Origin of the sequence: Oceanospirillum maris DSM 6286 (assembly GCF_000422865.1) — a bacterium.
Classification (GTDB): Bacteria; Pseudomonadota; Gammaproteobacteria; order Pseudomonadales; family Halomonadaceae; genus Oceanospirillum; species Oceanospirillum maris.
On the sequence record NZ_AUGW01000007.1, the window covers coordinates 127,008 to 140,164 of the forward strand.

13 protein-coding genes, 1 tRNA gene and 2 pseudogenes are annotated in these 13,157 nt (G+C 40.9%); 4 read left to right on the top strand and 12 right to left on the bottom strand.

The features are described from left to right. Positions 1-45 precede the first annotated feature (45 nt). A complete protein-coding gene (locus tag G517_RS0102145; RefSeq protein WP_028303027.1) occupies positions 46-468 on the bottom strand; it encodes a c-type cytochrome in 423 nt (140 codons plus the stop codon). Positions 469-782: 314 nt separating this feature from the next. On the opposite strand from G517_RS0102145, the gene G517_RS0102150 reads away from it, so the two are divergent. Then, positions 783-859 (top strand) — tRNA-Arg (locus G517_RS0102150). A gap of 131 nt (positions 860-990) precedes the next feature. Beyond that, positions 991-1,712, top strand: a pseudogene (locus tag G517_RS17415) (IS3 family transposase); the annotation flags it as partial. 143 nt (positions 1,713-1,855) lie between these two features. Here the strand turns inward: G517_RS17415 and G517_RS0102160 are convergent. The 10 genes from G517_RS0102160 to G517_RS0102205 are packed head-to-tail and all read right to left on the bottom strand — an operon-like array spanning position 1,856 to position 9,891. After that, positions 1,856-2,437 carry a hypothetical protein gene (locus G517_RS0102160; protein WP_051205880.1) on the bottom strand — a complete coding sequence of 194 codons (582 nt, stop codon included), beginning with the start codon at positions 2,435-2,437 and terminating at the stop codon, positions 1,856-1,858. Between the two features lie 53 nt (positions 2,438-2,490). Further along, on the bottom strand, positions 2,491-3,510 hold the full coding sequence (locus tag G517_RS0102165; protein ID WP_028303029.1) for a 3-oxoacyl-ACP synthase III family protein: 1,020 nt from the start codon (positions 3,508-3,510) through the stop codon (positions 2,491-2,493). Continuing rightward, positions 3,500-3,748, bottom strand: a complete 249-nt coding sequence (locus G517_RS0102170; RefSeq protein WP_028303030.1) for a hypothetical protein — start codon at positions 3,746-3,748, stop codon at positions 3,500-3,502. The genes G517_RS0102165 and G517_RS0102170 overlap by 11 nt, the downstream gene beginning before the upstream one ends. Before the next feature lie 28 nt (positions 3,749-3,776). After that, positions 3,777-5,120 carry an ANL family adenylate-forming protein gene (locus tag G517_RS0102175; RefSeq protein WP_028303031.1) on the bottom strand — a complete coding sequence of 448 codons (1,344 nt, stop codon included), beginning with the start codon at positions 5,118-5,120 and terminating at the stop codon, positions 3,777-3,779. A 38-nt stretch (positions 5,121-5,158) separates the two neighbouring features. Then, the gene (locus tag G517_RS0102180) at positions 5,159-5,458 is read right to left on the bottom strand and encodes a hypothetical protein (RefSeq protein WP_028303032.1); all 300 of its coding nucleotides are present in this window, start codon (positions 5,456-5,458) and stop codon (positions 5,159-5,161) included. A 29-nt stretch (positions 5,459-5,487) separates the two neighbouring features. Then, positions 5,488-6,228 (bottom strand): SDR family NAD(P)-dependent oxidoreductase, encoded by a 741-nt coding sequence (locus tag G517_RS0102185; protein ID WP_211224220.1) that lies wholly within the window; start codon positions 6,226-6,228, stop codon positions 5,488-5,490. A gap of 35 nt (positions 6,229-6,263) precedes the next feature. Then, complete coding sequence (locus tag G517_RS0102190) at positions 6,264-7,037, bottom strand: SDR family NAD(P)-dependent oxidoreductase (protein WP_028303034.1); 774 nt, start codon at positions 7,035-7,037, stop codon at positions 6,264-6,266. Positions 7,038-7,040: 3 nt separating this feature from the next. Further along, complete coding sequence (locus G517_RS0102195; RefSeq protein ID WP_028303035.1) at positions 7,041-8,180, bottom strand: oxidoreductase; 1,140 nt, start codon at positions 8,178-8,180, stop codon at positions 7,041-7,043. Beyond that, on the bottom strand, positions 8,180-9,214 hold the full coding sequence (locus tag G517_RS0102200; RefSeq protein ID WP_028303036.1) for an AfsA-related hotdog domain-containing protein: 1,035 nt from the start codon (positions 9,212-9,214) through the stop codon (positions 8,180-8,182). The genes G517_RS0102195 and G517_RS0102200 overlap by 1 nt, the downstream gene beginning before the upstream one ends. Positions 9,215-9,258: 44 nt before the next feature. Beyond that, complete coding sequence (locus G517_RS0102205; RefSeq protein ID WP_028303037.1) at positions 9,259-9,891, bottom strand: FMN-dependent NADH-azoreductase; 633 nt, start codon at positions 9,889-9,891, stop codon at positions 9,259-9,261. 284 nt (positions 9,892-10,175) lie between these two features. Here G517_RS0102205 and G517_RS0102210 point away from each other — a divergent pair, with 284 nt between their 5' ends. Beyond that, positions 10,176-11,264 (top strand): IS630 family transposase, encoded by a 1,089-nt coding sequence (locus G517_RS0102210; RefSeq protein WP_051205882.1) that lies wholly within the window; start codon positions 10,176-10,178, stop codon positions 11,262-11,264. A 187-nt stretch (positions 11,265-11,451) separates the two neighbouring features. Here the strand turns inward: G517_RS0102210 and G517_RS0102215 are convergent, their stop codons facing one another. Next, positions 11,452-12,774 (bottom strand): hypothetical protein, encoded by a 1,323-nt coding sequence (locus tag G517_RS0102215; RefSeq protein ID WP_028303039.1) that lies wholly within the window; start codon positions 12,772-12,774, stop codon positions 11,452-11,454. A gap of 71 nt (positions 12,775-12,845) precedes the next feature. On the opposite strand from G517_RS0102215, the pseudogene G517_RS17420 reads away from it, so the two are divergent. Continuing rightward, positions 12,846-13,078: pseudogene (locus G517_RS17420) on the top strand (DDE-type integrase/transposase/recombinase); the annotation flags it as partial. Between the last annotated feature and the right edge of the window lie 79 nt (positions 13,079-13,157).

The following is a 13,157-nucleotide window of genomic DNA, read 5'->3' on the forward strand; positions in this document are numbered from 1 at the left end:
CTAATTCCAAAAAATTAGCGCCGGCTTTTTATCTCTAATCGAAAATTACTTGCTGTTCTCAACAATGTAATCAACGATAGCTTTTACATCATCATCGCTCAAGGTTGGATTACCACCTTTAGCTGGCATCGCATTGAAGCCGTTCAGAGCATGGTTATGAAGCGTATCCATACCCTTGCTGATGCGTGGAGCCCATGCCGCTACGTCACCTTTCTTAGGTGCGCCTGCTGCGCCGGTGTTGTGGCAAGCAGAACAAACAGAGCCATAAAGATCTTCAGGAGACTTACCGCCACCTGCTGCTGGAGCAGGAGCTGCACCGCCACAATCTTGACCTTGCATACATACGTCGCCTACTGGCTTCAGACGCTCAGCAATAGCTTCTTTAGACATTGCTGCCTGTACTGATGTGCTTAGGACCGCGCCAGCCAGCACGCCCACTACACCTGCGATAATTCCGCTGCGTTTCACTCTCACCACCTCTAATCACTGGTCCGTCAAAAAACAAGATTTGCTTTTTTTTCGGTATGTATTCTATTAACCCTAAAAAACGGAAGTATAGCGGCAATTAGTCTTAGCGGAAATAGCCAACAAGGCGCATGACCTCTACAACCCACACCAATAAGCCCCTAAGCGCCTTTATTCCAGACCGTAATTACCAACATCGAATCACGGACTATCCGTTTAAACCCTGATTTTAAAGCCCTTTATCCCTCACTGCTTTGATCTAACAAGGGTTCAGAGTAGACATAAGGAGAATAAGACCATAAAATGCACCTCACTGCCCGCTCGTAGCTCAGCTGGATAGAGTACCGCCCTCCGAAGGCGGTGGTCGCGCGTTCGAATCGCGCCGAGCGGGCCATTTAAAATCAACAAGTTGCGTGATTTTAAGTTTCTCAAAGACTTCTCTTATAAACCTCATCCCCACAACCATCCCCACTAGTCTGATAAAGTTTTGCAGATTGTCATCACTCAAACGCTCATTACATTCCTTCGGTCACCTGTTATCGCTATCAGCCGAGGCTTCATTCTGAGAATGAAGAGATCGCAAACTGGCTGATCCAGCTGACGGAAGATGAGTCGGACTGGGGATTTGGCTTGTGTTTTGACTGCCTTCGCAATGAGAAGGGATTTTCCTGGAACCACAAGCGCGTTTATCGGATTTATTGTGAACTGGCGCTAAACCTCAGGATAAGGCCTCGTAGACGATTGAACCGACATAAGCCTGAACCGCTGAAACAACCTCTGCGACAGAATCAAGTGTGGTCGATGGACTTTATGCATGATCAGCTATCGGATGGGCGGACATACCGTCTTTTCAACGTATTGGATGATTACCGACGCGAAGGCTTAGCAATGGAAGCAGGCTTTTCACTGCCGACGATAAGAGTGATCAGGGCTCTGAGCCAGCTCATCGAGTGGCGGGGTAAGCCGAGCGTTATCCGCTGTGACAACGGCCCTGAGTTCATCAGTGGTGAGTTTACAGATTGGGCACATAAGCACTCAATCCGAATTGAATATATTCAGCCAGGAAAGCCCCAGCAAAATGCTTATATCGAGCGTTTTAACAGGACGGCAGATACAGCTGGGTCAGCAAGCATCTGTTCGAGACTCTGGAAGAGGTTCAGGATTATGCTACACGCTGGCTTTGGTTTTACAATCATGAGCGTCCCCATAAAGCCAATGATGATCGCCCTCCAATGAAGGCCGCTTAACTCTACTTTTAGCTCCGACTAAAAATGGGGGGGATTACAATAAACTGGATTGCACTTATTACTTGAATCCAAGCAATGAATCCATCCGTAGTTTACCCTTAATAATTGTTATGCTTAAACCTTAAAGTCTCTAATATAAAAATCTAATCCTCTAGCTTCTTCTTAATGCTTGCGAGGGTTCGTTTTCGGAGCCAACCGCTTGCTAGTCTTATGACTAACCAGTAAGGAGAAAAGAAAATTTTTGTTCGTAAACTTGGGCAATAGATAAATGTTTCTGTAACCAATATAGGGCTTTCATTATATTGCTCTATAACTTGAAACCTTAGGACTAACTTAGCCATGCTTTTATCGCTAAAATCATAAAATTCGTCTGATGAATGTATTGTTTCAATAATCAAATCAGGTCGCCAAAACTTTCCAATAAGTCCTAATGAAATTTCATTTTCAGTTTCATTTAACTTTGTGAAGCTATCAAACCCAAAAGGAGCATTATTATCAGGATGTTTATTATGAAACAATCTATGCAGTAACCTGGTAGGCAGCTCTCTTAGAGAAAGCATCAGTCGTGCTACAAAATCTTCTCTCATATCCAACCGACTAACTACTTCAATAATACGCTTAGGCGTTGCAGATATAGGATCAGAAGAATGCATTTCATAAAAGCTATATGATGCTAAGAAAGGGGTTTTCCCTAATGGCTGAGTTATATTTGAGTATGAGTTCATATCTTTTGTTCCTAATGCAAAAAGGTTTTAATAAAGCCTGTAAATCACAGACTTTAATTTGCAGGTATACATATAGGAGAAACCGATAAGGTATCTGCTAAATTAACTTTTACAGCCCCCCATGAAAGTCCTGCTCCAAACCCACATAGAACAACATTTTGTGCATCAGAAGTGCCAATTGAGGTGTGACGAGATAATACATAAGGAATAGAAGTTGAGCTTGTATTGCCCAGCTGATCTAGATCAATAGGCAACTTATCAGGTGATATTCCAATAATACTAGCCAAGTACTTGATCATAAACTCATTTGCTTGATGCAAAACGAGTAAGTCTACAGTCTCAGTGGTCAGATCATTTTTTTTAAGTAGTTCTTTAATAACAGAGGGGACTCGCGTTAAAGCAAAGTTCATTACTGCCGTACCATCCATTTGTAAACTACAAATGGTATTGGCCGGTTGAGCTTGTTCCTTGCAGTAGGAAATTCCAGCGCCTAGAGCATCTATTCCGCTTCCATCGGCCCCTAATATAAAATCTAAGGTATCAGTGCCAGCTTCTAATAATGTTGCTGATGCCGCGTCACCAAACAGCATTTTAAGATGTCGATCATTATCATCTATGATTTTTGTTGTTGTATCTCCAGTACACAGCAAGACTTTTTTACATGCTTTAGATGATATTAAGCTAGCCGCTTGAAATAGTCCCGTAATATAGCCAGCACAACCTGTAAGAATATCCAAAGTAAAACAATCAGTAGAAAGCCCTAACTTGTCTTGCAGATAGAAACTAATTCCGGGGCTCCAACGATCAGGGGTTTGAGTAACAACAATTACACAATCAACATTGTCAATAGTAACGCCCCCATTTTCAATCATGTTTTTGCATGCAGCGAGAATCATATCAGAGGTATTCAAATAGCCAGCTTCGCGAATAGAATTAATGCCAGTACCTTTCGCTATTCTTCTTGCTTCCTTCTCGCCAAAAAGCTCATCGAATGTATCAAAAGATACAATTTTATCTGGAAAAGCGGCAGTAATAGCTCGTATTGACACACCAGAAACCGATCTATTCTGCATTTTCAATTCCACCTTTTGCATAAGCTAAGCTAACTAAATCTTTAAAAGTCTTTAACTCAGTAATCTCGTCAGCAGTACTCGTAGTTTGCGAGATTTCAAAAAGTAATGCAGCCATACCAACCATAGCAAGAGAATCCCACTCGATCAGTGAATCCAATTGAGTATCATCATGAATTTCTTCTGGGGACATGGATACAATCTCGGAAAATTTCGTCTTAAATGCCACAACTGTAATCATAATTATCTCCTTATAAATTGGTTTACTTTTATGCTTCATGACGAAGTTTTTTAAAACGCTCTGAATATAGTGGTACGTCACTTATAACTATTGATCGAGGAATTTGCTCTGGTAGTAGCTGGCTCTTAATTTCTTTGTATATTCGAGCTTTAAAAGATTCGACTTCTTCGGTCTTTTCTAAAAAGAAACAGGCCTCAACAATTTCACCGATAAGCGGATGGGGTTTACCATATACAACAACGTCTTGCACATTCTCATAAACTTCTAATACACGCTCAATATCTGTTGGAATAATATTTGTTCCTCCAACATTAATAAGATTTGCTTTACGCCCCTTAATACGAAAGTAATCTCCCTCTGCGTCGGCTAAATCTTCCGTATTGAACAGTACATCACGTTCTAGCGTTGTTTGATCAGAAAGGTAGCCCATCATCATGGTCTTGCTTCGTACATGACAAACTCCCTCAATGACTTTAACAGCTGAGCTAGATGACGCCACTTTTATCCATTGGCTATCCCCTTCTTTGTTTTTGCATGGTAAAACCCCTACTTCCGACATGCCATACAACTGAGTTAACTCAATGTCAGGAAAACGATTGATTAGCTTATCTAACACCAATTGAGACATGGGTTCTGAGCCATAATAAATTTTTCTCAAACTACTGATATTCCAACGATCAAATGTGTGAGAAAGAAGAGCTAGATTTAGAAGTGTTGGGGAAACATGTAGCGTATTAACTTTGTGCATTTCAATACAGCGACCAACCTCATCTAATGAGCGCTGAGCGGGAACTATTAGGGTACCATGGGTCGCGATTACTTGAAATAAAGTTGCAAGACCGCCGATATGATCAAATAGAAGAAAGGCAAGCATAACATCGCAAGGTTCCGCTTGACGGTATTGCTCTAAAAAAGGCTGCAACTTATGCACAACCCCCTTCGAGGGGCCGGTCGAACCGGAGGAAAATACAACAAACCCAGCTTCTTGTTTTTCTTTGAGAAGTCTAATATTGAGAGGCGGTTGATTTGCAACATTTGAGCAGAAATTCCAGCCCTTAGCATCTGTAGAGGTAATGATATAGTCAGCACTTACAGTATTAGCCAATTCAGAAATTCGCTTAGTTTTATTAACAGAACACAATGAAACTATGTTTTTCTCTAGCCATAGTGCGATAAGAATACCTATACTATTGACGCTGTAATCACTCTGCAATAGCACACTTTTACCCGATATTTTATTGGCACGTAGATCATACTTATATTTAATAATTATATTGTATAAGCTGTGGTATGAGATTGGAATATCGGAGTCAACAATAGCTGTTTTATCTCCTCCACACCTAATATGCTCGACATATTCTTCAATATTCACGACGGTTCCCTATCACTAGATTTAAAAAATATCAAACTTCACACGCCAAGATCAGTCAATCTATTTCTTGTGTATTGAACAAGTGTCCCCAATGTAAGAAATGGGCTTTCCATAGAAGATAAATCACTTGTATCAGCAAGCCGAACATCAGCCTGATAGTGTGCTTTTATAGATGACTCAACATCTACTAAAATTGAAACAAGTGCTAATGAGTCAATTTGGCCACCTTCACAATACAAAGGAGAATTGTCGCCCATAGAAAGGTCAACTGGCTTTTCTAACAATATATTTTGTTGCGATATCGCATGAATAACAATTTCTTTTATTTGATTTGTCATTGATCTATCTTCCTTAATAAAATCAACTATTATTTATCAATTAAAACGCTTCTAATATCAATAAAATCACCACTTGTGACACCGTATTCGGATGGCGATTTTACTACTTTGTCTATATCTTTAGCCCGCTGTTCAGGAGATACCATATAGTTCTCAGTCACCGCCCTTTCTTGTAGTTTTTTTAGCTCTTTAAAATGGGATGTTCTTTCGCTAAAACTCACTTGTCTTGACAAATCTGAATTGACATTACATAGACCCAAAACTGCAAAAAATATTCCCGGATTTTCTTTCGCATATACACCAGACATAGCCATTAATGCTGCTTTACTCAAGCTATAAGGTAAGGTACCTTCTCGATACCTTACCCCTGCCATAGATGCCGACACAATACACTGATTGGGGAGGTGGGCAGAAGATATAACAAGATCTAACAGCAACTTGTTTGCTAACACATTTACTGAAATCACATGCTGTAGCTCTCGTATTGTAAACTCTTCGGCCCTATTCGGAACCCTTCCACTTATGCCAGCATTTAGAAAAAGCATATCAATACCTTCCTCTAACAACCTGGCTAAGCCAGCCTCAAGCAGCTCGTCATAATCATCAAGACGTGATAAGTCAAAAGGTATGAATGTAAAGAGAGGGTTATCTATGATGAGGTAAGGTGTTCTACGAGAAATGCCATATACTTGGTATCCTTTATTTAGGTATAAACGAGCAAGAGCCTCTCCAATACCGCTGCTAACGCCTGTAATTAAAATCCTTTTCATTCCACTCCCCATTCACTAAAAATTTCTGGCTATCCCTAGAATTTACCTGCTGAAAACCCACCATCAACGGGTAAAACACTGCCTGTCATATAAGAAGAGTCTTCGCTTAAAAGAAATAAAATGGTTGAGGCTATTTCTTGTGGGTCTGCAAAACGCTTCAATGCCGTTATTTGCATTTTTCGTTTAGTTGATTCAGGGTTTGCTTCTAAGCGTTCCTTCGAATTCATTCCACCTAAAGTGGGTCCCGGACAAACAGCATTGATACGAATTGTATTTCGACCATTTTCTTTGGGAATAGAGCACTCAAGTGCACAGACTTGAGTAAGCATGTTCAAGGCAGCTTTACTTGAGGAATAGGCACTCTGATTCTCAGTTCCTAGAATGCCACCACAGGATGAAACGTTGACAATCGCACCATTCACATTGCCTTCTATTAATTTAATCTCCTCTCTTAGTAATAAAAGTGGCCCGATTAAATTTGAATCAAATATCTGTCTCCAATCATCGAATTTGAAATCCCTTATCGGTTGGTGATTACCTGTTGCACCAACACAATTCACTGCAAAGTTTAGAGAACCATGATCTTTCTCGATTTTCGTAGAGAGTTCCCTAACGCTGTTTTCATCTGTTGCATCATTTTGAATATAGATGCAGTTATCTCCTAGATATTCTCTAGCTAGCAGTCCACCTTCAATTTTTCTACCGGTTATATAGCAAATCGCGCCTTTATCTATAAGAGCCTTTGCAACTGTTAAACCTATTCCCCTAGTTCCACCTGCCACCAAAACAACTTTATTTGAAAAATCCATATTTTATTTCCCTTTATAAACAACTTTTAATTTATCTGGACGTAGATAATCTGGATTTACACAACAGTAAACTCTCTCAGCAGAAGTTTCTTTTTTATCACGAAAGCAAAAAGCATCACCGAGACATCTATTCACATCATCATCGAATCCATTAAGTTCTTTTACAACTAGATGGTTATCAGCAAGAACTGCACGTGCAAAACCAACAAAATCTGCGTCACCTGACTCTAAAATTTCTTTTGCTTTTGATACAGAAAATACAGATCCACTAAACCCTACAGGTATTTTTACTTGCTCTTTTAGTAACTTGGTTCCTTTTCGCAAAATCGAGAGTGTCTCTTCCGTATTGGAAAAAAACTGACTAAATGTATCACTAACACCAACCGAGCATTCAATGGATGCCACCCCTGCCTCTTCAAAAGCAAATATAACATCTTTGAGCAAATGCGGCTTTTGTCCGTCTGCTAAAAAGCCGTCATCTATTCCCAATCTGACGCTTACTGGAATTTGTCCATCAGTGGCTTTGATGATTTCCTTTATAATAGATATGACAATATTTGCTCGCTTTAATGGTGTCCCTCCCCAAAAGTCCTGACGCAGATTTGTTTTAGGTGATAGAAAACTACTCAGAAGGTAGCCATTAGCTGCTTGCAGTTGAATTATTGGAGCATTCGCTTTTTGAGCAAAGATTGCAGATATGACAAATTGTTCTATGCAGTCTTGAATCTGCTCTTCTGACATTGCGATGGATTCATTGCCGTTTCTTAATGAAACACCACTTGGACTTAAAGCTACCCCATCACCTTGCATTCCATAGTGTTGTAACTGAACCCCTAAAATAAAATTATTTGATTTAGCCCAATTAAATAAAGGCCTCAAGGCATGAGCATGCTGCTCAGTTGTAAGCTTTAATCCGCGAGAATTAAATCTAGATGCAGATGTAACGGATGCATTACATAAATAACCGAATCCACATCCTCCTTTAATTAAGGACTGATATAATGAAAAGAAGGCCTCTTTTGGGTAACCACTATCATCACATAAATCTAATCCCATGGACGCAAAAAAAAGGCGATTTTTCGCAAATACATTTTTTCCAAAGCTTATTTCTTCATTAAATTTATGAACAGATACATTGCCCATCACTCATCTACCTTGTCTGTAGCTGAGTTTTTTTCCATGAGTAAAAAGAATCGCTTTATCAATTCGCTAATAGAATAGGTGTCATCAATATTGAGATCTTTAAATTTCAATAACAGCAAACCTTCATGTTCACCTAAAACATCTACTACTTTGGAGAAATACAGTTTCCCATCAAAAGCAAGCTTAATGGACCGAATTATTTGATTTTCCATTGCAGGTAATGAACTAATACACCCTCTCTTGCCTATACCAACAAGTTGAGATGATATTTCATTACCCTCATGATCAAAAAATGTACAAGCGATACGTTTTGGATCAATTGGTTTATACCAATAATCCGAGTATAAGAATATATTCCTGATTTTTTTAAATATATCCATATCGATGATATTAACTTTAGAGTCGACAATACAAATCAACTGTCCTTTTTGATAAAATGTTGTTCGACAAAATAGCTTTCTTGTATCATTGCCTAAATACCCATCTATCGTATCGACAATAATTTCAATTGGATACATAACTTCCGCATAGGAAAAAAATCTAGAGTTCAATTCATCTAAGGTGATTGTCACTTCACCTTTGACATATTTCGTCGTCGTATATATATGGTAATACACAGACTGTCGAGCGGCTTCTATAAACATTGTACCAGGTACATGTTCATGCGGCTTTCTGTAAAAGTAATAGTTATCGGCTAAATTCACCAATTCAAATGAACTAGGAATATATTCTTCAGAAGAGTACGCCTCAGAAGCATGAGAAACACGCTTAATAAATTCTTTATTGAGGTTTAACTCTTTAAGAGTTTGAAAAGGAATTGTTCTTTTCCAATATAATTTAGAACCATCCAATTCAGGTTCAAAAAAGGATTCATCCAGCCTAATTCGTTTTCTAATTTTATTATCTATGAGAAAGTCTATATTGTTTTCAAAATTATTTTTCTCAAGAAAATAAAATGGCACAGCTCTAGCGTAATTTTTTATAAGAACATCATCTTTTGAGTTCTTATGAACAAGTTCAGGCGAAACAAGCATAGAAAAATCCTTTTTCTATCTAAAAGAAATAATAATACTTAAATTTACCAAGCCTTTGAAAATTCACCTATTTTTTCCAAGGCATATTTCATTGAGGCCTCTTTTAAATGCTCAGCTTCTTCCCTATTACCACAATGAATATGCGAGAAATCCTGAACCCCCATAAATCCAAACGCTGTCGCTATAGTTGGTGTGAGAAGGTCATACGCCCCAAATTCTGCTCCAGGCGAGTAGTCTCCTGCTGCGGTTGAAATCAGCAATATCTTTTTGCCTGCTGGCAATAGTGGACCGTGACTTGTTTCAACAGAGTAATAAAATGTTTTTCCTTCTCGAACGACATTATCAATATACGCTTTAAGGTTCCAAGGGGTTGAGAAATTATACATGGGAGTTGATATAACAATATGAGATGCCGACTTGATTTCATCAATATACAAGTCAGAATTAGACAGCTTTTGAATTTGCTTATCCGTTTTTAAAGCATCATCAGTTAAATTGGCTTCTACCCATTCTTGGTCTGGACCTTGAATATTTCCAGGACTAACATCGCGCCTTATAACCTCAGCGCTTGGGTTTGATTTTTGCCATTCAGAAAGGAATTTTTCGGCCAGCTGACCAGATCTTGAGCGGTCTTGACGAGGACTTGCTTTAATAAGTAACAGATTTTTATTTTCCATAAAACTATCCTTAGTTAATTTTTAATTCACAATCCATAATAAAGAATCATGCTACCTATTGAAAATAAATACTTCAATATTAAAAATCATAATAATACTGACCTATATCAACAAACTCAGCAACGTAAGAAGTTCATAACCGAGTATGAGACCTTTGCACGAAACGCTCTTGAATATGAGATCTTAAACCGATAACACAACTAGTGGGCCGTATGGGTAGTTGTGTTGTCCCGACAGACCTGGACTATCTTTAATAACATCACTTCCCTTCATTGTTGGTTGTTATGTCAGCTCTTACTCCGATTGTATTACCTGTTGAAGACCGTCTTAAATTAGAGGCCTGTGTCCGCAGAACGACAGCTCCCCATCGAGATGTATTGAGAGCCTCGATTATTCTTCAGTTGGCGGATGGCACATCTATCACGGACACGGCTCATAAGCTCAATTGCTGTACAGCGACGGTCACCCGTTGGACGCATCGATATTTAACATCAGGATTATCAGGGCTTAAAGATGCTCCCCGTTCCGGACAACCCACCAAGATAACGCCAGAAGTCCGTAAGCGGGTTCTTGATATGACGGTGCATTCACTGCCTAAAGAAGCATCCCATTGGAGCGTCCGTTTGATGGTGAAATATGCGGGAATAACGCACTGGCAAGTCACACAGATTTGGAAGGATGCAGGTTTAAAACCTCACTTACTCCATACGTTCAAAATTAGCCAGGATCCTTTGTTTGCGGAAAAAGTACATGACATTGTGGGCATCTACATGGATCCGCCAAACAATGCTATTGTCTTGTCTGTCGATGAGAAAACCCAAATTCAGGCACTGGATCGGACGCAGCCCATGTTGCCGTTACAGCCGAGGTTGGCTGCTTGTCGAACTCACGACTACAAGCGCAATGGCACCGTTAACTTATACGCCGCATTTGATATTTTAACGGGTAAGGTTCTTGGGCGATTGACCAAACGTCATCGCGCTAAAGAGTTTCTTGATTTTCTGAAGCAGATCGACAGAGCAACACCGAAAGGGCTGGATCTTCATTTGATTTTGGATAATAGCAGCACCCACAAAACGAAAGCAGTACGTGACTGGCTGGAGGCTCACCCAAGGTTTGCAATGCACTTCACCCCAACCAGTGCCTCTTGGTTGAATGCCGTGGAAGGTTGGTTTGCACAGCTGGAGCGTCGAGCGGTACACCGAGGGAGCTTTAACAGTGCTGAAGCGCTACGCAAAGAGATCAAACGATTTATAAAGGCTCACAACGAAGAGAGTAGTAAGCCTTTTATCTGGAAGAAGTCAGCAGAGTCGATATTGACGGCGGTTGCAAAAGCGAAACTGAGTTTATTGAATAAAGCTCATGCGAATTAAGCATACAGGCCACTAGTTGGTTTATCGAGTTTATCGTGCGAAATTTTATCAAACTGAGTAGCATGACTTTCTCAAAGAGCTATCAAAACATCATATAAAATTGGCAGAGTCTATTACTGAAAATGAAAAGAAGATCATGCATATTGTATATCCCATCGCATGACTGTTAGGCATGCTTTTACCTACACTATTTCAGTTCATCATCATAAATCTCTAATAAATTGAGCCAAGAGATTACATGTCGTTTAAACGTTAATGAGGCCTGAACTTCACCTCCAGCAGACAAACTCACCGCTACCCAGTGATCATCACGTTCGCTCTCTGGCTTCAAGGCAACCTCTGTTGCATGATTCACTGAGTAGATATGCAGTCTGTCGCCATTACCGTAGCCGATATCGTCAGAATCAGGCAGTCCCAGCCAAACCGTTGGATTTCTCTCCAAGGTCAGCAGTGCCAGTTCAATACCATATTCCACCTGATACAGGTAGTAATCGCCGTCATTCACTTTGCGCAGTGTTTCCAGTGAGACTTCGCTACCGATCAATACATGGCAGTCCAAAATCGACTTGAGCGATGTTAGCGGCTGGATACCCAACTGGCCGGCAAAAGGAGGATTGCCAAAGTGAGCCTTCAGTCGTTCACCGTAGCGCTTTTGGAAGTGCCTGCGGGTATTAAGAACAGCGTGATTCTCACCCACTACCAGTTGATCCCTAAGCCTTACCAGATCATCAAACTGTTGAATATCAGTTGTTAGGCTCGCCTGATCGGTAAGGTTGCGATCTCCAAGCAAGATAGCCAGCTCATAGAGCATATCTTTGTTTTGGTTCAGTGATTCTTCTGATTCTGAACCCACCAGAGGGGCGATTTTGGAGCTTCGTACAACAGGATCTATCAGCAGTGTTTCCAAACCTGCGGACGTTAGGTTTTGGCAATGCGGCAACCATGCCCATTCATCAAGAGAGCTCAGTTTACGAAGCGTTCTTCTCAACACCGCCAAAGGCCATACGGTAAGTGCCATGTGGGGCATCAGACTAATGACCTGCTCTGTCGGCTTCAGCCCAAGATCCATCAATAAGTGATCAGCAGGCCGCTCTAACCATTCAATCAGCTGCGCCCAGCCTGCATCAGCGGGCAGGCGGTGGCAGCACCAGTTGAAGATCAGTGCAGGTGTATGCTGGAAGCGACTGGCAACCGTATCAGACGTGAGGATCGCCCGGTTAAGTATCAGCACAACATCAGGGCGGGATGACAGCATAGGGATAAGATCTGGAGGTAACTGATCGTGCCACGGGTAAGCCTCGCCATCAGCCAACACAGGGAAGGCAGGGACATCCTGCGGTAGCGATTCTTCCCATACATCACCGAGACTGAGCCGCCATGCTTTACCAGCGTGAGCCTTACCACCAATGGCAACAGCCTTAGTATCATCAAGGGCTATCAAGCCACCGGACAACAACAGCAATTCGTGCTCAGCGTCCCAGTGTATTTGAATCGGGTTATCGGGATTCACGGTAATTCCTTATCAAGAAAAAGGGAGTAGAAGCCTCCCCCTGTCTGCCAGACTTTAGATAGCCTGTTTCTTTAGCAGTTGTGATGGATTTATTTGGGCGTAAACCTGTTGGATGAGCGATGTCTTTATCGCCAGATAGTGAGCTGACTAGTGATGCCCTTAAAATAGCTTATGAAAGCCGTGGACGACCTAAGGACGTTATGTTCCATAGTGATCAAGGTAGCCACTATACAAGCGCAGGTTCAGGCAAACACTCTGGCGGTGTCAGATTAAACTGAGCATGAGTCGACGAGGTAACTGCTGGGGGCTGCTCACAGCCCCATACTTTTAACGCCAACTTATTAAACCGCGCAATACCGCGCAATACCGCGCAATACCGCGCA

What these genes read in the sequence shown, in the direction of transcription:
- G517_RS0102160 (WP_051205880.1), bottom strand. Translation starts at nt 2,437, where the DNA reads ATGAACTCATACTCAAATATAACTCAGCCATTAGGGAAAACCCCTTTC.
- G517_RS0102165 (WP_028303029.1), bottom strand. Translation starts at nt 3,510, where the DNA reads ATGCAGAATAGATCGGTTTCTGGTGTGTCAATACGAGCTATTACTGCC.
- G517_RS0102170 (WP_028303030.1), bottom strand. Translation starts at nt 3,748, where the DNA reads ATGATTACAGTTGTGGCATTTAAGACGAAATTTTCCGAGATTGTATCC.
- G517_RS0102180 (WP_028303032.1), bottom strand. Translation starts at nt 5,458, where the DNA reads ATGACAAATCAAATAAAAGAAATTGTTATTCATGCGATATCGCAACAA.
- G517_RS0102185 (WP_211224220.1), bottom strand. Translation starts at nt 6,228, where the DNA reads ATGAAAAGGATTTTAATTACAGGCGTTAGCAGCGGTATTGGAGAGGCT.
- G517_RS0102190 (WP_028303034.1), bottom strand. Translation starts at nt 7,037, where the DNA reads ATGGATTTTTCAAATAAAGTTGTTTTGGTGGCAGGTGGAACTAGGGGA.
- G517_RS0102195 (WP_028303035.1), bottom strand. Translation starts at nt 8,180, where the DNA reads ATGGGCAATGTATCTGTTCATAAATTTAATGAAGAAATAAGCTTTGGA.
- G517_RS0102200 (WP_028303036.1), bottom strand. Translation starts at nt 9,214, where the DNA reads ATGCTTGTTTCGCCTGAACTTGTTCATAAGAACTCAAAAGATGATGTT.
- G517_RS0102205 (WP_028303037.1), bottom strand. Translation starts at nt 9,891, where the DNA reads ATGGAAAATAAAAATCTGTTACTTATTAAAGCAAGTCCTCGTCAAGAC.
- G517_RS0102210 (WP_051205882.1), top strand. Translation starts at nt 10,176, where the DNA reads ATGTCAGCTCTTACTCCGATTGTATTACCTGTTGAAGACCGTCTTAAA.